The 21,945-nt window shown below is 39.9% G+C and carries 10 protein-coding genes; all 10 read left to right on the plus strand.

Going from position 1 to position 21,945, the window contains the following annotated elements:
* The first annotated feature begins 5 nt into the window (after nt 1-5).
* The 10 genes from BrL25_RS21230 (at nt 6) to BrL25_RS21275 (ending at nt 21,925) form a co-directional block, all read left to right on the plus strand.
* Nucleotides 6-10,358 carry an SDR family NAD(P)-dependent oxidoreductase gene (locus tag BrL25_RS21230; RefSeq protein ID WP_018671103.1) on the plus strand — a complete coding sequence of 3,451 codons (10,353 nt, stop codon included), beginning with the start codon at nt 6-8 and terminating at the stop codon, nt 10,356-10,358.
* A gap of 5 nt (nt 10,359-10,363) precedes the next feature.
* Complete coding sequence (locus BrL25_RS21235; protein WP_018671102.1) at nt 10,364-14,167, plus strand: type I polyketide synthase; 3,804 nt, start codon at nt 10,364-10,366, stop codon at nt 14,165-14,167.
* 3 nt (nt 14,168-14,170) lie between these two features.
* Entirely contained in the window at nt 14,171-15,550 is a 1,380-nt protein-coding gene (locus tag BrL25_RS21240) for a condensation domain-containing protein (protein WP_035311985.1), read from the plus strand.
* Nucleotides 15,551-15,588: 38 nt separating this feature from the next.
* Nucleotides 15,589-17,247 carry an aromatic amino acid ammonia-lyase gene (locus tag BrL25_RS21245; RefSeq protein WP_018671100.1) on the plus strand — a complete coding sequence of 553 codons (1,659 nt, stop codon included), beginning with the start codon at nt 15,589-15,591 and terminating at the stop codon, nt 17,245-17,247.
* A 184-nt stretch (nt 17,248-17,431) separates the two neighbouring features.
* On the plus strand, nt 17,432-17,797 hold the full coding sequence (locus BrL25_RS21250; RefSeq protein ID WP_018671099.1) for a VOC family protein: 366 nt from the start codon (nt 17,432-17,434) through the stop codon (nt 17,795-17,797).
* A 130-nt stretch (nt 17,798-17,927) separates the two neighbouring features.
* Complete coding sequence (locus tag BrL25_RS21255; protein WP_018671098.1) at nt 17,928-18,395, plus strand: transcriptional regulator GutM; 468 nt, start codon at nt 17,928-17,930, stop codon at nt 18,393-18,395.
* A gap of 166 nt (nt 18,396-18,561) precedes the next feature.
* The gene (gene srlA, locus BrL25_RS21260) at nt 18,562-19,095 is read left to right on the plus strand and encodes a PTS glucitol/sorbitol transporter subunit IIC (protein WP_018671097.1); all 534 of its coding nucleotides are present in this window, start codon (nt 18,562-18,564) and stop codon (nt 19,093-19,095) included.
* A 21-nt stretch (nt 19,096-19,116) separates the two neighbouring features.
* On the plus strand, nt 19,117-20,175 hold the full coding sequence (gene srlE / locus BrL25_RS21265) for a PTS glucitol/sorbitol transporter subunit IIB (RefSeq protein ID WP_018671096.1): 1,059 nt from the start codon (nt 19,117-19,119) through the stop codon (nt 20,173-20,175).
* A gap of 60 nt (nt 20,176-20,235) precedes the next feature.
* Nucleotides 20,236-20,601 carry a PTS glucitol/sorbitol transporter subunit IIA gene (locus tag BrL25_RS21270; RefSeq protein ID WP_018671095.1) on the plus strand — a complete coding sequence of 122 codons (366 nt, stop codon included), beginning with the start codon at nt 20,236-20,238 and terminating at the stop codon, nt 20,599-20,601.
* Nucleotides 20,602-20,635: 34 nt separating this feature from the next.
* Nucleotides 20,636-21,925, plus strand: coding sequence for an NAD(P)H-dependent oxidoreductase (locus BrL25_RS21275; protein WP_018671094.1), 1,290 nt, complete (start codon nt 20,636-20,638; stop codon nt 21,923-21,925).
* Nucleotides 21,926-21,945 lie beyond the last annotated feature (20 nt).

A 21,945-nucleotide genomic window follows, 5' to 3' on the forward strand; every position in this document is an offset into this window, starting at 1 on the left:
TGAACATGCAAGCGTATAAGCGTAATGAGATATATGAAGAAAAGAAACAAATGGAAATAATGAATGAATTATTGATGAAGCTATTGTTGGCTCAATTATCATCTATGGGATTGATATCAAGTAACTCTCTCTCCCGTTTTCAAGCGCAAACCAAATTACCGGATTTTTATAATAAATGGTTAGAGGTAAGCTTAGATTTTTTGGAACAGGAACACTATATCAAACAAGTTGGAGAAACATTTCACCTATGTGATCAAACTCTAATAGCTCAAGAATTACTATGGGAAGAGTGGGATAGTAAGAAGCATGAATGGCTTGAGGATAGTAATACGAAGGCTAAAGTAATGTTAGTTGAAACAATGCTACGTGCATTGCCAGATATTTTGAATGGAACAAGCAAAGCTACCGAAATTATGTTTCCTCATTCTTCTATGCAATTGGTTGAGGGAATTTACAAACATAATAAGATTGCAGATTATTTTAATAATGTGCTAGCTCAGACAGTAATTTCCTATGTACAGGAGCAGATAGATCGTAATTCGAATGCGAAAATCAGGATACTGGAGATCGGAGCGGGAACAGGAGGTACAAGTGCTACAGTATTGCAAAAATTGACGCCCTATCACGACCATATTCAAGAATACTGCTATACGGATATTTCTAAAGCATTTCTTATGCATGGAGCCCGGGAATATGGTCCTAGCAATCCTTTTTTAACCTATAAGATGTTAAATATCAATGAATCGATCATGAAGCAAAATATAGATATAGGTACTTATGATGTGGTCATTGCAGCAAATGTTCTACATGCAACTCCTAACATTCATCAGACAATAAGGCATGCTAAAGCCCTGTTAAAGAGAAACGGAATCATTGTCATAAATGAAATCACGGAGAAGACATTGTTTAATCATCTTACATTTGGGCTACTAGAGGGGTGGTGGCTGTATGAAGATACGGCACTTCGCATCCCAGGCTGCCCAGGATTATGCGCAAAAGGATGGAAGAAAGTATTAACAGTAGAAGGCTTTACATCCGTCTTATTTCCAGCAATAGATGCCGAGGAGTTAGGTCAGCAAATCTTTGTTGCCAAAAGTGACGGACTTATACGTCACAAACAAGACATTCAAAAACAACCAAGCAATGATCAGAAAAGAGACGAGAGGAAGCATGTAACATCAAATCAACAGATTTTGGCTTCTACAGATCAACAGGGCATTGAACCAAAAATGCTTGATTATGTTATGAACATGATCATTCAAAAGATTTCAGAATCGTTACTGGTCGATATTCAAATGATCAATTATCATGAATCGTTTTCTGATTACGGAGTAGATTCCATTACAGGAGTAAAGCTCGTCCAAGTTATTAATCAAGCGATGAATATTACATTAGACACGACTACTTTATTTGATTATAGTTCCGTCAATTTATTAGCATCGCATATTATATCTGAGTATAGAAAGACCATTATGCAACAGTTATTTCAAAATGTAGAACAGAATGTACCGCCAATCATGACGCTGACGAAAGAATCAAAAAATCAAGAGGGCATAACTTCTCAGCCTACTTTGCTTGACAGGATTGAATCTACTATCGGTGTTGAAAAGAATAAAACAGACATAGCTATCATTGGAATGAGTGGACGTTTCGCAAAATCAGAAACAGTCTATGAATTATGGGAGCATCTTGCTGGTGGTAACGATTTAGTTGGGGAAGTGTCTCGCTGGGATTTATCTAGGTATGACAAGCAGGGTATGAGCTTCCCACAGCAAGGTAGCTTTGTAGATGATATCGATCGGTTTGACCCACTCTTTTTCAATATTTCGGGCTCTGAGGCTGAATATATGGACCCACAGCAACGAATCTTTTTAGAAGAAACGTGGAAGGCCTTAGAGGATGCGGGATATGCTGGCGCGGGTGTTCAGGGGAAAAAATGCGGTATTTACGTAGGGTGTGGTGCGAACGATTACCAACAGTTACTTGGACATAATCCACCACCGCAGGCTTTCTGGGGTACTGCAAATTCAATCATTCCTGCACGCATTGCCTATTATTTGAATTTACAAGGTCCGGCCATTGCTGTAGATACAGCATGCTCAAGCTCCCTTGTAGCCATTCATCTAGCATGTCAAGGCTTATGGACGAAAGAAACAGAGATGGCCCTAGCTGGTGGTGTATTCATTCAATCAACTCCGGGAATCTATCAATTTACAAATCGTGCAGGAATGTTATCTCCTACAGGTCGCTGCTATACATTTGACGAGCGTGCGGATGGCTTTGTACTTGGTGAAGGAGCAGGGGTGGTTGTACTTAAGCGACTTTCAGATGCAATAGCAGATGGAGATCATATTTATGGTGTTATTCGCGGCTCAGCTATTAATCAGGATGGGACTACCAATGGAATTACAGCACCGAGCGCGAAATCGCAAGAACGATTAGAGCGAGAAGTGTATGATACGTTTCACATTGATCCACAGCACATTCAAATGGTTGAAGCTCATGGAACAGGAACCAAGCTTGGTGACCCAATTGAGTATAAGGCTTTAACGCGAGCTTTCAGTAATTATACGAACGAGAAAAATTATTGTGCAATCGGATCGATAAAAAGTAATATCGGACATTTGACATTTGCCGCAGGGGTGGCAGGGCTTATTAAAATTCTATTGTCCTTACAGCAAAAACAAATTCCACCAACCCTGCATTATGAGAAGGGTAATACGAATATTAATTTTGAAGATAGTCCTTTTTATGTAAATACTAAACTTACGGAATGGTCTGTGGAACCAAACATGAAGCGTTGCGCGGCCATTAGCTCCTTTGGATTTAGCGGTACGAATGCACATATGGTTATTGAAGAAGCCCCCTATGTGGAGAAGGCTTCTGAACCCAAACCAGGCTATTTAATCACGTTATCTGCTCGTACACAAGATCAACTACATCAGCAAGTAAAACGATTAATCCAGTATTGTGAACATAAGGATAAGATTGATTATGGCAATATGAGTTATACATTACTAATGGGAAGAAAACACTGTAATCATCGATTAGCTTGTGTCGTTCATGAGCAAAATGAGCTTGTGGACGCTCTGAAAAAGTGGATAGAAAAAGGGGAAGCGTCTGAGGTATATGCTTCTGTTTTAGATAAAAAAGAGCAACAAGAACAAATAGCAATGAAGCAATATGGGAATGAGTATATTCGAAAACTAACTATTGAAACAGATGGTAGCGCATATATAGGTCATTTGTCTACCTTAGCGGCTTTATATACACAAGGCTATGAACTGGAATTTGACCAAATGTTTTTACAAAATCATTATTCGAGAATATCTCTTCCAACCTATCCATTCGCAAAGGAACGATATTGGATACCAGAAGAAGACGATCAGTCTGATAATCGTAAGCATATAGGCAAGATAACCCTTGAGCCGGTCTGGAAGGAACAAGAAATCACTCAGAGAGAGCGCGTGCCAAATTACCATCAACACATTGTCATGCTATGCGAACCGTTTGTACATGTACGGGATCAATTGGTAGCACAAACAAATGGAATAACCTTTATTTCTCTACACTCAGAAAATACTAGGCTTGAACAAAGATTCGAAAGCTATGCAGTGCAAGCTTTTGAAACCGTACAACAGATTGTTCAATCTAAACCAGAAGGAAATGTTTTGATTCAAATAGTTGGTTCTTATCAAGGAGAACAGCAAGTTTTTTCAGGACTGGTAGGATTATTACAAACAGCAAGACTGGAAAATCCAAAAATCATTGGGCAAATGATTGAGGTAGAGCAAGGAATCAAACAAACCGAGCTGATTGAAAAAATTAGAAACAACAAGCAATGTCCTGAGGATAGACATATTCGATATGAACAAGAAAGTCGTTGGGTAGCTTGTTGGAATGAAAGAGAAGGCGTAGCGGAAGCTGATAAAATTCCTTGGAAAGATCATGGCGTTTATCTAATTACAGGCGGAGCTGGCGGATTAGGGCGTATTTTTGCGAAAGAAATTGTGCAGAAAAGCAAAAATGTAACCGTAATTCTCACGGGAAGATCTGAACTGAGGGAAGAGAAGACAGCAAGGTTACGAGAACTGCAATCAGTAGGTGCTAGAGTCATCTATAGACAGATTGATATTACGAAGAAAGATGAAGTGGAGCAAGTAGTTAAACAAATTCAAGAAGAGTTTGGAAGTCTAAATGGGATCATTCATAGTGCAGGAATCATTCAAGATAATTATATCCTGAAGAAAAATACTGCCGAGGTAATTAATGTCCTCTCTCCTAAAGTTGCAGGGACCATTTACTTAGATGAAGCTACCAAAGACATACCATTGGATTTCTTCCTTTTATTTTCATCTATGTCAGGAGCCATAGGCAATCCTGGGCAAGCAGATTATGCGATGGGTAATGCATTTATTGACTACTATGCTGAGTATCGGAATCAGTTAGCTGATGCGAATGAACGTAAAGGTCTAACATTCTCTATTAACTGGCCGCTTTGGAAAGAAGGCGGTATGCACGTTCCCTTAGAAACGGAAAAAATGTTACTGAAAAATACCGGTATGATCGGAATTGACACTAAAACAGGCATTGAAAATATATATCAAATGTTTACAGCCAGAAAGAATAGATTGGTGCTTATGGAGGGAGACTTGCCGAAGCTCAGAGCTTATTTCCTAACGAAGCAAGTAAAAAAAATGGAGCCTTCCATTGAACAATCTGTTCTCCAGATCGACAAGGCTATTGTAGAAGAAAGAACCCAGACTAAATTGAAAACTCTACTGGGGGAGCAATTAAAGATAAGCGTTGATCAAATTGATGCTTCGGAGACTTTAGATCAATATGGAATTGATTCACTGGTCATCATCGAGCTGAATCAAAAGCTTGAAGGGATTTTTGGGGAATGTTCTAAAACCATTTTTTATGAATATCAAACAGTGGAGGAAGTAACCAAATATTTTACTCTCCATCATCTAGAACAGTGTATGGAATGGACAGGGCTAGCTCAGGAAATGAGCGTAGATGCAAAGATATCAGTTTTAAATCATAGTGTGGAAAAAGAATTACCCAGTCAGATATCTAGCAAAGGAACAAAACGATCCCCTAGCCATGTCGATGTACCAATGGAGCAGAAGCCAGAGCCACAGACACAGACACTGCTTGAACCCATTGCGATTATTGGAATGAGCGGTCATTATCCACAAGCAAACACCCTGCAACAATATTGGAATAATCTTGCACAAGGAAAGGATTGTATTGTAGAAATCCCGGAGGAACGCTGGTCAACGGAAAATTTCTATGATGCGAATCGAAAAAACGCTTTTGCTAAAGGGAAAAGTTATAGCAAATGGGGTGGGTTTCTCCAAGATTTTGCAAGCTTTGATCCTCTGTTCTTTTCGATCTCACCTCGTGAAGCGATAAATATGGACCCACAGGAACGTTTATTCATTCAGACTTGTTGGGAAGTCCTAGAGGATGCAGGGTACACTAGGGAGCAACTCGCAATGCGACATAAGGGACGAGTCGGTGTTTTTGCTGGCATTACAAAAACTGGGTTTCAGTTATACGGTCCACAGCTATGGGAAGAGGGGGAGGAGTTATTCCCATATACCTCATTTAGTTCGATTGCGAATCGAGTATCGTATTTACTTAACCTAAAAGGTCCAAGTATGCCAATCGATACGATGTGTTCGTCTTCTCTAACAGCTATACATGAAGCATGTGAACATATCCGCCATGGAGCATGTGAAATGGCTATAGTTGGCGGAGTTAACTTATATGTACATCCGTCAAATTATATTCAATTATGTGGACAACAAATGCTTTCTGCTGAAGGAAAATGCAAAAGCTTTGGACAAGCTGCTGATGGGTTTGTTCCTGGCGAGGGTGTAGGGGCGTTCTTATTAAAACCTCTTTCAAAAGCCCTTGAAGATGGTGATCAGGTTCATGCATTAATCCGTGCAACGAGTATTAATCATGGAGGGAAAACTAATGGGTACACAGTTCCAAATCCAGTAGCACAAGGCGAACTTGTCCGAGAAGCAATGGAGAAAGCAGGAATAAATGCTCGAACCATCAGTTATATTGAGGCGCATGGAACAGGGACGGAGTTAGGTGATCCGATTGAAATCACAGGTCTTCATCAGGCCTTTAGTAAAGATACTCAAGATACCAATTTTTGTGCGATTGGCTCTGTGAAGAGTAATATTGGCCATTTAGAGGCGGCAGCAGGTATAGCAGGATTAACGAAAATTATTCTTCAAATGAAGAACCAAAAGCTTGTTCCAAGTTTACACGCTAAGGAATTAAATCCGAATATCAATTTTGCCAAAACTCCCTTTACCGTACAGCAGGAGCTCAGTGAATGGTTGAGACCTGTAATAGAAATAAATGGAGTAACAACAGAATGCCCAAGAATTGCAGGAATCTCATCCTTCGGTGCAGGAGGAGCAAATGCACATGTAATCGTAGAAGAATTTATTCCAAGCAAAGTAGCCCAATCTACTAGTCCACACCAAAACAACCCTGTCATCCTTGTTCTCTCTGCCAAAAATGAGGATTGTTTACAGGAGCAAGTAAATCAGCTGTTAGTTGCACTCCAGGAGAAGAGCTATACAGATCGCGATTTGCAAAAAATGGCATATACCTTACAAGTAGGAAGAGAGGCAATGGAAGAACGCCTTGGAATGATTGTCGAATCTATAGATGACCTTGAAGAAAAGCTTAAAGGCTATCGTAATAAGCAAGCAAATCTGGAAAATGTGTACCAAGGGAAAGTAAAACAAAATAAAGAGACAGTATCTATCTTCCTTCAGGATGAAGAACTACAAGAGGCTATTCAAAAATGGATCAAGCGTAAAAAATATGCAAAATTACTGCGTTTATGGGTCAAGGGATTACAAATAGACTGGAACGAATTATATGGGGAAAACAAGCCTCAGAAAATGAGTTTGCCTACCTATCCCTTCACCAAAGAACAGTATTGGATTTCTCCATCTCGGAATAGCTCAACTTCCACCTTTGTTAACGCATTAAACGAGTCAAGTCATCACAGCAAATTAAAATCACGCACGGATTGCATTGTCAAAAAATATTGGAAGTTAGCAAATGTAAATAAAGCCAAGGAATTACATGGGACCATTGCGATTTTGACAACGAATGAAACAGAGCCGTTAGCGAAGCGAATTTCCGAACGTATGCGAAATACTAAAATTATGAAAATGTACGAAATACCAGCACAGCTAAGCCATTCACAAGAGGAGTGGAAAAAGTATGCGGGTATTATTGATCTAGCTGGATGTGGTTCTAAAGATCAGACTGATACTAGTTGGATATTCACTCTTCAAACCCTAATCGGAATAGGAAAAAAAGAAAATGTAATGCTTTTATGTGTCACAAAAGGATTAGAAGCCTTCAAAAATGGCTCGATAAATGTAGCAGGAGCCACACGGGTTGGGTTGTACCGTACATTACAAAGTGAATACAGCTATGTTTGTTCAAGACACATGGATGTAGAAAGACATCTTGAAGATCATGTCCTTGCAGAACAAATCATTGAGGAGTTATTTGCAGAAAGTCAAGATGTCGAAGTTTGTTACCGGGATGGGCAACGATATCGTGCTTATCTTGATGTAGTGCAGGACGAAATAGATACTATAAGTCAAAAGCAGGTATTTCCTTCATCCCATGTATTATGGATTACAGGAGGAACAAGAGGACTCGGATTATTATGTGCGAAACATTTTGTGGAAAATTATGGTGCTAAACGAATTGTTCTAACTGGACGAGAGTCACTGCCTTCACGTGAAGAATGGGATTTATATAAGGAACATCATTCATCTACAGCGCAAAAAATCAGAGCTATTGAACAATTGGAAAGTCTTGGTGCCGAAATCCAAGTATTCTCCTTAGCTTTATCAGATGAGGAGGAAGTACGCAAGTGCGTGGAGCAAGTGAAGCTTTCCATGGGTTCAATTGGTGGAGTCATTCATTGTGCGGGTTCTGTAGATATGGAAAATCCGGCATTTATACGGAAATCCTATGAAACAATCAATCAAGTCATGGAACCTAAGATTCAAGGTTTACGCGTACTGTACAGAGTCTTAAAAGAAGAGCCATTACAATTCTTTGTATTGTTTTCATCCGTTTCTGCGATTGTCCCAAGCTTAGGAGCGGGTCAAAGTGACTATGCGATGGCTAATGCTTATATGGACTATTTTAGTGAGTCAGTAGCTCATTCTTGCCCAATTGTGAGCATACAATGGCCTAGCTGGAAAGAGACCGGTATGGGAGAAGTGAAAAGCAGCTCCTATGAGCAATCAGGAATGCTCAGTATGACAAATAAAGAAGGACTCTCGTTTTTAGATCGTATTTTAGCCAAGAAGCTGGGGCCTGTTGTTCTTCCTGCTATTATTCAAGCCCCGATTTGGAAGCCAGAAATGCTCATGCAATCAAAGAGAAAAGCTGGTGTTGCAGGTGTACAGCATGCTCACATGAGACTAGAAGTCGTCAATCATGGAGAGGTTGTTCACGATGAGCTTATGGAGAAAACTCAATCATGGTTACTTGCATTATTTTCAAAAGAATTAATGCTAGATTCTTCCCTGGTTGATGCTGACAGCTTATTTCAAGAATATGGTATGGATTCTATATTATTGGCACAAATTATTACAAAAATGGACCGTGAATTAAAAATTGTAGCATTAGATCCATCTATTTTGTTGGAACATCCATCAATAGGGCGTCTAACTACTTATTTGATCGAGACATACCCAGACGTATTAGAATCATTATTTTCTATTGAAGAGAAAAAGACTTCACGGAAAGCAATAATTGAAAATGACCATAACACAGTATCTGAAGTACCACATGCTAATAAAGAGCATGAACATCAGCTTAATGGTCAAGATAAAATCGCTGTAATCGGAATAGCTTGTCATTTTCCAGATGCAAGGAATGCACGAGAATATTGGGCAAATCTAAAGATAGGCAAGGACAGTATTCGAGAAATACCAAAATCGCGTTGGGATATTGAAAAGCTCTACACTTCAAACGAATACACGGAAGGAAAAAGCATAAGTAAATGGGGGGGCTTCTTAGATTCAATTGAAGATTTTGATCCTGATTATTTCCATATACCAGAACCCTTAGCCTACCAAATTGATCCGCTTCAACGACAACTGTTAGAGGTGAGTGCAGAAGCGATCCTTGATGCAGGATATAAGGAAAAAGACCTGTGGAATAAACAGGTTGGGGTTTTTGTAGGCTCCCGAGCTAGCACTTTTTCGCAAAAGCTAGAACAAAGCACTAAGGATACCATCGTTGGGACAGGGCAAAATTTCATTGCAGCGCATTTAGCTCATGTATACAACTTTAAAGGGCCTAACATGGTGATTGATACGGCTTGCTCTAGCTCGCTAACAGCCATTCATCTAGCTGTTAGAAGCATTCAAAATGGAGAAAGCGAACTTGCTTTAGCAGGGGGAGTAGATATCCTATTAGATGAATCACCGTATGTTGCAATGAGCGCAGCTAATGTATTATCGCGGGATGGGCGTTGTAAAACCTTTAGCGCTGAAGCTAATGGAATAGGCCTCGGCGAAGGATGTGGAGTCCTTATTTTAAAGCCTCTACAACAAGCAATTCGGGATCAAAACAAAATTTATGGCGTGATTGAGGGATCATCGATTAATAATGATGGGAACACAATGGGAATTACCACTCCGAATCCAGAGGCGCAGAGGGAGTTAATTGAAAAAGCGATTGTAGACGCAAAAATAAACCCAGAAACAATAAGTTATGTGGAAACACACGGAACTGGCACTTTGATTGGTGATCCAATTGAATTGAAAGCTTTGACCCAAGTATGTAAGAAACACACCTTACAAAAACAATATTGCGGTGTGGGCAGTGTAAAAAGTAATATCGGACATTTGATGAGTGCAGCTGGAGTAGCCAGTTTTATTAAGGTATTGCTATCGCTTGTTCATGAGGAGCTTCCTGCGACATTGCATTGTGAACATCCTAATCCGCGTTTTCATTTTGAAGAATCACCATTTTTTATTGTGCAAGAGCCAATGAAATGGGTGAGTAAATATGCTGTTTTACGAGCAGGAATTAGTGCGTTTGGATTGGGCGGAAACAATGCTCATATTATTGTGAGTAATGAAGGAATCCCTCTAACACATCGAGTACCTCTGGAAAGTATAAATCCAAACATTTCATTCCAAAGAAAAAGGTACTGGCCAGAAGGAAAGCAAGATTCAACTAAACTACAGAAACGAGAACAAGATAACAGAAGAACCGCAGAAAACCTTGCTTATTATGAGCCGATTCGAGTTGAGCATAGGGGAGAATAAATGACATGAATCAAACACAAACACAGGAGACTTTTTTACAGCGATTATATCATAGTCACTATTTAGTACAGGATCACCGTGTTCATGGCGTTTGTGCTGTTCCAGGTTTAGCTCTAATGGATATGATTTATCGTGTAGCTGCTATTTATTTAGATAAACAGCCAATTGAGTTGAGACAGGTCTTGTTCAAACAGCCCATAGTGACATCTGAACATTTTGATAAAAATATTTATGTTACGTTTTCACCTTTGGATTTTTACTGGAAAGTAACGATTACCAGTCAGAAAATAAAAGATGATGTGGTTATTGATCAGCAAATGGAAGTGAATATGGAATGCTTCTTGTATGTCATGACAGATGGAAATAACCCCCAAACACTTGATGTACAATCCTTTATGAGTCAATCAAACAAGCAGTGGAATATGGATCAAATGTATGATTTAGTGCGAAAAACAAAAATTCACCATGGTACATTCATGAAAACGGAAGGTACAGTGTATCAATGGGGGCATAAGGAATTAATGGAGCTTAAGCTCAGTAGCCTAGCAGAATCCTACCTAGATAAATTTTATGCCCATGCCGCTTTTTTAGATGGATCATGTTTATCTGGAGCATCTTTTATGGTCACCGGCATGCAATACAATATTTTTCAGGAGAATACGCCTTATATTCCATTTATACTTGAACGGTTTTGTATCTATAAGCCTCTTCCCAACAAGGTTTATACGTATACAGAGCAAACCGCAACTCATGGAAAGATATCAACTGCGCCAGATGTTGTGTCTCGTGATATTACTATTTTTAATGAAGGGGGTGATGTACTTGTCGAATATAATAGATTTACTGTAAAACGAGTTAGGGAACCACATCTCATAAAAAAATTAATCGAAACGCAACCCATTCATACCGATACAGCTCGTCCAATTGAGCGTTCACACGAGCAGATTGAGGTAATCCAGCAAGAGGAGATCATCCACCAAGGAAGAGATAGTCCGCACCTAGCCTCTATTCAAATGTACTTGAAACAAGAAATAGCAAACGTATTGAAAATAAATCCAAATAACGTGCAAACGAACACAGGCTTTTATGAGCTGGGACTAGATTCTACACAATTGCTAGCACTTGTAAAGGTCTTGGAGAGCCAAGTAAAGACAGCACTGTATCCAACACTGTTATTCGAATACTCGACTGTGGAAAGCTTATCTCAATATTTGCTCGACCATTTTGAACAGGCTTTTGTAACAGAACCTAGTACAAATAAACCTTATCAATCACGGGTGGATTTGATTCATTCATACCTACAACAAGAAATTGCCTCTGTATTAAAAACAAATCCTACAGACATCCAGTTGCATACAGGCTTTTATGAATTGGGATTAGACTCCACACATTTAATAAGCTTTGTTAAAGTCCTAGAGAAAAAAGTAGATGCACCCCTGTATCCAACACTGTTATTTGAATATTCAACTGTCGCTAGTCTATCTGAATATTTGCTAGAAAACTGGGGGGCATCTTTTTTAGCTGGCACTGGTATAGATACAGAAGTAACAGCTGTGTCGTCTGTGACGAGCAAGCTACAAGACAAGCAAGCTACTGTGCTTTATTTTGAACGATTCTGGGAAAAGCTTGGGCTGAAGAAAAATAAACCTGCCGAGATGAGCCGCCAGCATATTGTACTCCTCTTTCATGATCCTATGGACTTACAAGCTGAATTGAAACGGCAATTGTATGTAGAGACAGTGTTGGTTTTGAAATCAGATAAGGTGGAGAGTGTCGATCAATTTGAAGACAAATGCAAGCAATGTTTAGGACACATTCAAGCACTGTTACAGAGCAAACCTGCAACGGAATTTCTGCTTCAGATTGTAACCGGTTCAAGTGAGCAAGATAAATACGCTAATGCTTTAGAAGGAATGCTTAGGACAGCTTACCTAGAGCAACCAAAAATACACAGCCAGATGATACATATTGAGCATCTGATTGAAACCCCTACACATGAAATCGCTGCCTTGCTTGAAAAAGAGACACGTTGTCATGAGAAAGGGATGGCCAGCATTCAGTATCGAGGTAAGGACTTCGTTCGGTATGTTCATCAGCTAAAAGAAATGAATACCACAGGTAACCGCCTTCCTCATTCTGTAAAGGAGCATGGTGTATACGTAATTACGGGCGGTCTAGGTGGCTTAGGATATTTGATTGCAAGTCATCTTGCGAAGCAGGCGAATTGTAAGCTGGCTTTATTAGGACGTTCTAAGCTGGATGAGAAGAAACAGCAACAAGTATATCGCTTACTGGAAATGGGAGCGGATGTACGTTATCTGGAGGTTGACTTATGTGAGAGCACAGAAACAGTTCAAGCTTTTCAGTCCATTAGAGAAGAGTTAGGACCGATCACAGGTATTTTCCATTGTGCTGGTGTGATTAAAGACCGATTGCTCATTCACAAAACTACCAGTGAATTACAAGCTGTGCTGTCACCTAAATGGAGAGGGACGTGGAATCTAGATCAGGCCACTCAGGATGATGAACTGGAATTTTTCGTTCTCTTTTCATCCGTTTCAGCCATTATGGGAAATGTAGGTCAGGCTGATTATGCTTGCGCCAACGCAGCTATGGATTTATTTGCTTTCGAACGGCAAGAACAGGTAAACATCGGCAAGAGATGTGGTCAAACCGTTACGGTTAACTGGCCACTCTGGGCAGATGGGGGTATGCGGCTCGAAGAAGACTTGTTACAAATGACTACCGCTTCGACAGGGCTGTCTGTATTGCCAAGTGAAGAAGGATTAGCAGCATTGGATCATTTATTATCACAAAAAAGCACTCAAAGCATCGTGTTATATGGTGAGGAACGTACCATTAGGAACCAGATACAAAAGCTGAACGCAGTAAGGAGAGAACAAGAGGATGAAACGGCTAGTACAATAACGAGAATTTGCTTAGATCATTTTACTTTTCCTGAAGATCTGAAAACGTATTGGAGCAACATAAAGGCTGGACAACGAATCATTAGACATAAATCGAATGTGGACGAGGTTCGGTCATGGATGGAACAGGGAAACGATATACAGCATTTACTCATTCGTACCCAAACCTCAAGGCAGATTGAAGTTGTTATCTGTGGAAAAGGCAAAAAAATTGTTCTATTATTCTGCGGTTTCGGTTTAACCGCCTCCCAATGGTACTACCAAATTAAGGAGTTAAGAGAGGACTATCAATTCATTATTATCCACCCGCCAGGGGTAGGATTAAGTGAAGATAATGGGGATCTTTCTTTTCAGGGTATTTCCAATACGGTACATGAAGTATTAGATATCCTACAAATCTCTTTACCTCTTTATGTGATAGGAACTTCTTGGGGAGGAATGATTGCCCAAACCTTTGTAGCAAATTTCCCAGAAAAGGTTGTTTCCTTAACACTAGTAACAAGTTTCTGTGACATGAACCAATTATGGGATGAACAATCCTTAAAAGATGCATTCAAACTTGATTATTATGTTAATTATCGACAAGGTGCGTATGAGTTGATTCAAGATAGCGAATTTGTAAATCCTGTTGTCCTACAATATAACGATATTGAAAAACAAGGTAAATTGAATACACACGGTATCCTAGAAAATATTTCTGTACCAACATTAATCGTGTCAGCTAAAAAAGACATCATGGGCTTTTATTATCAAACGAATCAATTAGTAACGAAAATACCACGTGCTACATTAGTCGAGATAAACGGTGGTCATGGATGCAATATCACTCATTATGAGGAGTTTAATCGCATTTTGCACCATTATTTACAAGAACAAGAATAGGGGATGGTTACATTGGTGAAAAAAACTGTGGTTAAAACGTATCCTTTATCAAAAGTGCAGAGTGTTTTTTATCAACATTATGCCTTGCTTCCTGATTCCTATGGAAACAACGAAAAAGTGCTTTATCGTATACATTCTCAGATAAATATAGATGTAATGAGGGAAGCCTTCTTACAAGTGATCAAGCGACATGAGATGTACCGCACCAATTTTATTATGGAAGATGAGCCGGTACATCAAGTGTACGAAGAAGCGATTTTGGATTTTGAGGTGGTGGATGCTAGCAACTGGCCGGAAGAGGCAGTAGCACAGTTTTTGAGTGAAGAAACCTATCGTCCCTTTCAGTTAGAAGAAAACCCTCCCTTTCGAATTAGATTGTTCCGATTTTCAGATGATGATTTTATTTTACTTTTAGTGTGGCATCATGTTGCGGTAGATGGATGGTCGGCTTCTCTTACAATCGATGATTTTGGATTATTATACAAGAATTTATTGGAAGAAAATGACTTTGAACTTACTCCGATCAGAAGACAGTTTTCAGACTTTGTGGTAGCGCAAAACGAAATGCTAGAAAGTTCAGAAGGACAAAAACAGCGTTTATTTTGGAAAGAAAAGCTATCAGGGGAGCTACCTGTTCTGAAGCTTCCGGCTGATCGAGATTTTCCTGAGATTCGGACCTATAAAGGAGGAACTGTATCGTTTCGCCTTGAGAAAACATTGAGCGATAACGTTTTTACTTATTGTCAACAAAAAGATACCACTCTGGATCGGGTTCTTCTGTCTCTATACTTTGCTTTTTTACATGGTTATTCACAGCAGGAAGAAATCGTAATTGGAACACCTAGATATGGGCGTGCATCGACAAGTTATTATAATACGTGTGGAGTTTTTATCAACTTGGTCCCATTGCGAATGAAAATGCCAAAAGATGCAACATATGCTGAGCTGGTACGTTTTGTTGATGAACAAATTAATCAGTGTCTTGACTATCAAGATTTTCCTATGACACTTATGATGGAGGATCAGGATATAAAAACCGGTCTAACACCTCTGTTCCAAACTTGCTTCTCCATTCAAAAGTGGCCTAGGCAAAACACGACGTTTCATTTTGGGGATTCCACACATGAGATCAACTTACATGGATTACAAATGAATCACTACTATACAGAAAAGAAAATTTCCAAATTTGATCTTGCTCTGTATGTGGAGGAAGATCGGAAGAATGGGATTTTACCCATATTTGAATACAATGCCGATATTTTTGATAAAGAAACGATAGAGAAGGTAAGTCGTATTTTCATGAAATTCATTACGACTGTCATTGATGATGATCAGGTGAAAATTTCCACCTTATGTTCATTCCTTCAAGCGATTGAGAGATAGATGAGGAAGCATACGCACATAGAGAGGATAGGTTGAAAATGAGTCAAACAACCCTTTTAGAAATAGATCAAAAACAGCATAATCAACAAAAAATTACATTAACAGGTAACGATTTGACCATAGCAGATGTTGCTCATGTAGCAAAAGGTGCCTCTGAATCATCTACTTTCCTCATTTCAGAAGAAGCCATAAAGCGAATTGAAGAATGCAATGAATTAAAACATGAAATTATTAATAAACAGTATCCCATATATGGTGTTACGACTGGCTTTGGCGACAGTGTGCACAGACAAATTTCTGGTGAGAAAACCTGGGATTTACAACGAAATTTAATCAGATTCCTATCGTGCGGAGTTGGTCCAATAGCAGATGAGGTTGTGGCAAGGGCAACTATGCTCATACGCACGAATTGCTTGGTGAAAGGTAATTCAGCTGTACGGATGGATGTGATTCATCAATTAATAGCCTATATGGAACGAGGACTTACTCCAATTATTCCTGAGCGTGGCTCAGTTGGAGCGAGTGGTGATTTAGTTCCATTAAGCTATATTGCCTCTATACTAGTTGGAGAAGGAAAAGTCCTGTATAAAGGGAAGGAGTGCGAGGTAGCGGAAGCACTGGAAGCTGAGGGACTTATGCCTTTAACATTGGAAGCCAAGGAAGGACTTGCTTTAGTAAACGGGACCTCTTTTATGTCTGCCTTTGCTTGTTTAGCTTACTCGGATGCAGAAGAAATCGCATTCATAGCCGATATTTGTACGGCTATGGCTTCAGAAGCATTGCTAGGGAACCGGGGACATTTTTATTCATTCATTCATGAACAAAAACCGCACCTAGGTCAAATGGCAAGTGCAAAAAATATTTACACCATGCTAGAAGGCTCTCAATTATCCAAAGAATATTCGCAAATTGTAGGGAATAATGAAAAGTTGGATTCGAAAGCTTATTTGGAATTAACAGAGAGTATCCAAGATCGTTATTCAATCCGCTGCGCACCTCATGTTACGGGCGTACTGTATGACACATTAGATTGGGTGAAAAAGTGGCTAGAGGTAGAAATTAATTCAACGAACGATAACCCGATCTTTGATGTGAAGACGCGTGAAGTTTACAATGGTGGAAATTTTTATGGCGGTCATGTCGTACAAGCTATGGATTCGTTAAAAGTAGCGGTTGCCAATATTGCAGATTTGCTAGATCGACAATTGCAACTGGTGGTCGATGAAAAGTTTAATAAGAATTTGACCCCAAATTTAATTCAGCGTTTTAACAGTGATCATTATGAATTAGGGTTGCATCATGGATTTAAAGGGATGCAAATTGCAAGTTCTGCCCTAACAGCTGAAGCTTTGAAAATGAGCAATCCAGTCAGTGTGTTTTCACGTTCTACTGAGGCTCACAATCAAGATAAAGTGAGTATGGGTACAATTTCATCACGTGATGCACGTACAATTGTAGAATTGACTCAACATGTAGCGGCGATTCATCTCATTGCACTTTGTCAGGCGTTAGATTTACGAGGCACGAAAAAAATGTCACCAAAAACCACAAAGATTTATAACATGATTCGAATGCAGGTGCCTTTTGTGGAACGTGATAGAGCATTAGATGGAGACATTGAGAAAGTTGTTCAGCTTATCCGCTCTGGAAATCTAAAAAAAGAAATTCAAGATCAAAATGTAACCTCACTTGAATAAAGGTAATGATGGGGTACAGAGAATATTTTTTGAAGCTAGTTATTTTCTTATAAGCGTATTTGTAAGACTTCCCAGTAGGTTTGGGGAGTCTTTTATTTACAGCAGGACTTGCAAGGTGAATTGAATTTCTCATATGATACAAGGGCATTATACTTTTTAACAAATAGAAATTAGGTGAATATTTATGTTCAGGCATATTTCAACAGTTGGCGTATACGTGGAAGACCAACAAAAAGCATTAGCCTTCTGGACAGAGAAAGTGGGATTTACCGTGTATGCTAACTTTCCTATGGGACCTAAAGCGACATGGATGGAAGTAGGACCAGAAAATGCCCAGACACGTCTCGTTCTTTATCCAAAAGCAATGATGAAAAACTGGGCAGAATTAAAACCCTCCATCGTGTTTGAGTGTGATGATATTTATAAATTGTGTGAAGACCTGCAAGCAAAAGGAGTAGACGTTGACAAACCGAATGAAATGGAATTTGGTATCTTTGGTTTTTTCAGAGACGAGGATGGCAATCAATTCGGTTTAAAGCAGCCAAAATAAGTTTTGCTTGTACCAAAGCGAACCCAATGAAAAAGTGGGTTCTTTTTTTTCTTTAGCAAAAATCCTTTGACAAGTAAACGCTTTCAAATTACAATTGTAATCAATCAGAACAAATGTAATGAGGTGAGCGATGATGAGCTTGTGGGGGGCACTCATACTATTTTTCATTGGAATGTGGCTCTGCCAAATTTACTTAACACTCCGTCAGGTGAAACATTATCGTCAAAGCATACATGAGATGAGACAGCAAAGCACTGGTTTTCTGGGTGTTGGAGTACAGAAAAGCAGATTTTCGATTGGCTCCGTTGTCATACTTACTACGGATCAGAATGGAATTATTACTAGATGTAAGAGAATGACGGGAGTAACTGTTTTTGCTACTTTTAAAGAAATACCTGAGCTGATCGGGAAGCAGCTAGAAGATTGCTACCCTACTACTCCTGTTAAAGCAGAAGAAAAAGCATTAGAAATAGCTATTCAACAGATTGACCTACAACGAAAAAAGCTACAGATACCTCAGACCTCACTCCCTTCCACGAAAGACATGGAGGGCGACGCTCAGTCAATACCTACATTAGATTACACCTATAACTCATAAATAGCTTTTACGCAACGGAAAAGTAAAGAAATAAACTAGAGATCATTACTTGGGTCATGGGCCGAGTACATGCAGAAGATGCATGACTCGGCCTTTTTTATTCATCAACAAAGGTAGAAGCTCGGTTATTCCGAGTAACTAATATAACTTGTTAGGGGGTATGGCTATGGATTTCTTTATCCATCTGGCTGAAGGGTTTATTGGAATGTTTAATGAAGGAGGGAAAACATTTGTTGGTTTAGTAACAGGTATCATTCCTACGCTAGTTTGCCTGATTACAGCAGTAAATGCATTAATCAAATTTTGCGGTGAGGAACGAATTGCACGCTTTGCTCAAAAGTGTACAGGCAATATTGTGTTACGGTACACCGTATTTCCCATCATGGCGATGTTCTTTTTAACCAATCCGATGGCGTATACCTTTGGACGGTTCTTAAAAGAGGAACAAAAACCAGCCTTTTACGATTCCGCCGTCTCGATGTGTCATCCAATCACCGGTATGTTTCCACATGCTAATCCTGCTGAATTATTTGTTTACATGGGCATTGCTACAGGCATTCAACAGCTAGGCTACACGTTAGGGCCAATCGCAATCCGTTTTTTTATTGTTGGTGCAATCGTTATCCTGATTCGAGGTGTACTGACAGAGTATATCACTAAGATGATGCTGAAACGAAAAGCTCAACAAGCAGGCGTATAGAAGAGGAAAGGGGAAGGGTCAATGAAAAAATACCGTGCCGTTCGTATTGTCAAGGGCTCTGGAGGATGGGGAGGTCCACTTACCATTCTACCAACCGATGAAAAGAAATATATCGCTAGTGTAACAGGGGGAGGAATTCATCCTGTAGCGAACAAGATTGCTCAATTGACTGGTGGTATTGCTGTAGATGCTTTTAACAATAAAGTGGAACCAGATGAAATGGCTTGCGTGGTCATAGACTGTGGTGGAACGGCTCGTTGTGGTGTATATCCTCGCTTAAACGTAATGACTGTTGACATCACGGCAACCTCTCCATCTGGACCGCTCATTCAATTCATTAAAGAAGAGATTTTCGTTTCTGGTGTACGCGAACAGCATATCATGGAAGCCGAAACAGCAACGCATGAAGCTGAAGTGGCTTCAGCAGCAGAGATAGGAAATGTAGATACGAATAATACTGAGGCTTTGTTGTCTCAGACAGATAAAAGTGCTAAAGAATTAAAAGATGAAGCCAGAGCAAAAGTAGCCCAAATGAAAGCCGGCAAACAACCGAATTTTATTGAAAAAATTGGTCGTGTAATGGGTGGAATCGTTAATGTTTTCTATCAAGCTGGACGCGAAACGATTGAACAGGTTATCAAAAATATATTACCGTTTATGGCATTTGTGAGTACACTCATCGGCATTATCACCTATTCCGGCATTGGGGATGTAATTGCCAAGTTTGTTTCCCCGCTTGCTGGAAACCTTGTTGGGCTATTGTTATTGTCGATCATCGCGGCTTTACCATTTTTATCCCCAGTCTTAGGACCAGGTGCAGTGATTGCCCAAGTGGTTGGGGTTCTCATTGGGGTCGAGATCGGTAGAGGAAATATTCCTCCACAACTTGCTTTGCCAGCGTTATTCGCTATTAATCCTCAAGTAGGGTGTGATTTCGTGCCAGTAGGACTTACTTTAGGTGAAGCGGAGCCAGAAACGATCGAGGTTGGGGTGCCAGCCGTCTTAATTTCCCGCTTATTTACGGGTCCACTTGCTGTTATTATTGCCTATTTATTCAGTTTTGGTCTTTATTCAGAATAAAAAGACCGATTGTGAACAGATAGAAAACTACACAGATAATGACGTGAAGGGGAGAAACCAATGACAACATTACTAGAAACGAAAGCTACAAAAATTGGAGAATTGGTTGAAAGCTTTTTAACAGAAAGTACGCTGATTATTTTTAATGACAATGTTCCAGACGAATTACATGATATCGCTGTCCTACACACCAAAGCTGAATTGTTTGCACCTGTACAAGTAGGCGATTCGCTGGTTGTTGGAGATAGAAAGTATAGGATTACAGCAGTAGGAACAACAGCTAATGAAACGCTACAAAGCATGGGTCACTGCACGATTAAGTTTGATGGAGAGTCAACCCCAGAGTTACCAGGCACCATTCATGTGGAAGAAAATGAGTTACCGGTTCCTGATATTGATATGGTCATTGCATTTGTACGTTACTAAAAATCCGTTCCCAAAACCAAGGAGGAGAAGCAATATGCTAAACATCAATAGAAAACTAGCACAGTTGGCAAAAGATGGAGGCTCTATCAAGGTAGGTTTGGTTGGAGCAGGGCAGATGGGGCGTGGGTTGATTTCTCAAATTGAGTCTATGAAGGGTATGCGAGTGGTTGCTACAGCTGATATTGCACCAGAAAACGCAGTGAATGCCTACACAAAGGCAGGAGTGAAAAGTACCGAGATTTATGAAACGGAAGATAACGACAGAGCAGATCAGGCGATCAGTCAAGGGAGTGTAGTGGTAACGAAGGATGCCTCACTTATTACCAGTCTTCAGGAAGTAGATGTGGTAGTTGATGCTACAGGTGTTCCTAATATCGGTGCTAAAATTGCATGGGATGGTATTATGAACCGCAAACACGTCGTGATGTTAAATGCAGAGGCAGACGTGACTGTTGGACCGCTCCTTTCAAAAGTGGCTAGAGCGGCAGGGCTGGTCTACACAGGTACAGCAGGAGACGAGCCTGGATGTATTATGGAATTACATGATTTTGCAGATGCATTGGGATTTGAGATTGTTGCGCTAGGAAAAGGAAAAAACAATAAAGTGAACTACTTTGCAAACCCAGATACGGCACGTGAAGAAGCATTTCAAAAAGGCTCCAGTCCGAAGATGATTGCTTCTTTCCAGGACGGGACAAAGACGATGGTAGAGATGACATGTGTAGCAAATGCAACTGGATTTATTCCAGATATCCCAGGCATGCATGGGGTAAAATCAGGTGTGAGAGAGCTACCAGATATCTTCCGCTTACAAGAACATGGAGGAATTTTGCATCAACATAAGATTGTCGAGTATGTTGATGGAATCGCTCCAGGTGTGTTTGCCATCATTACCTCTGATAAAGAAGAAGTACACCATGAGATGAAATATCTAAAAATGGGTAATGGTCCCCATTATGTATTATATCGCCCGTATCATCTATGTAGTTTAGAAACCCCGCTTTCTGTAGCCAAAGCTTATTTAGATCAAGAGCCAACAATTATCCCTTATTATGGTTCCGTAGCTGAAACGGTGGCAGTAGCTAAAAAAGATTTGATGCCTGGTGATGCATTGGATAGTATTGGGGGATTCACTGCGTTTGGTCGGATCGTAACAACTACAGATAAACAGCGGATGGGTGCATTACCGATCGGCTTAATTGGCCCTCATATCCGTCTTAAAAAAATCGTGAAACAAGGCGAATATATTACGTATGACGACGTAGAGTTTATGGAAGAAAACATGATCTTACACCTACGTAACATGATGGACGCACAGATGTAAGGAGTGCTTATAGAATGCCC

Source organism: Brevibacillus laterosporus DSM 25, assembly GCF_002706795.1.
GTDB lineage: Bacteria > Bacillota > Bacilli > Brevibacillales > Brevibacillaceae > Brevibacillus_B > Brevibacillus_B laterosporus.

What these genes read in the sequence shown, in the direction of transcription:
- BrL25_RS21230 (WP_018671103.1), top strand. Translation starts at nt 6, where the DNA reads ATGCAAGCGTATAAGCGTAATGAGATATATGAAGAAAAGAAACAAATG.
- BrL25_RS21235 (WP_018671102.1), top strand. Translation starts at nt 10,364, where the DNA reads ATGAATCAAACACAAACACAGGAGACTTTTTTACAGCGATTATATCAT.
- BrL25_RS21240 (WP_035311985.1), top strand. Translation starts at nt 14,171, where the DNA reads ATGGTTACATTGGTGAAAAAAACTGTGGTTAAAACGTATCCTTTATCA.
- BrL25_RS21245 (WP_018671100.1), top strand. Translation starts at nt 15,589, where the DNA reads ATGAGTCAAACAACCCTTTTAGAAATAGATCAAAAACAGCATAATCAA.
- BrL25_RS21250 (WP_018671099.1), top strand. Translation starts at nt 17,432, where the DNA reads ATGTTCAGGCATATTTCAACAGTTGGCGTATACGTGGAAGACCAACAA.
- BrL25_RS21255 (WP_018671098.1), top strand. Translation starts at nt 17,928, where the DNA reads ATGATGAGCTTGTGGGGGGCACTCATACTATTTTTCATTGGAATGTGG.
- srlA (WP_018671097.1), top strand. Translation starts at nt 18,562, where the DNA reads ATGGATTTCTTTATCCATCTGGCTGAAGGGTTTATTGGAATGTTTAAT.
- srlE (WP_018671096.1), top strand. Translation starts at nt 19,117, where the DNA reads ATGAAAAAATACCGTGCCGTTCGTATTGTCAAGGGCTCTGGAGGATGG.
- BrL25_RS21270 (WP_018671095.1), top strand. Translation starts at nt 20,236, where the DNA reads ATGACAACATTACTAGAAACGAAAGCTACAAAAATTGGAGAATTGGTT.
- BrL25_RS21275 (WP_018671094.1), top strand. Translation starts at nt 20,636, where the DNA reads ATGCTAAACATCAATAGAAAACTAGCACAGTTGGCAAAAGATGGAGGC.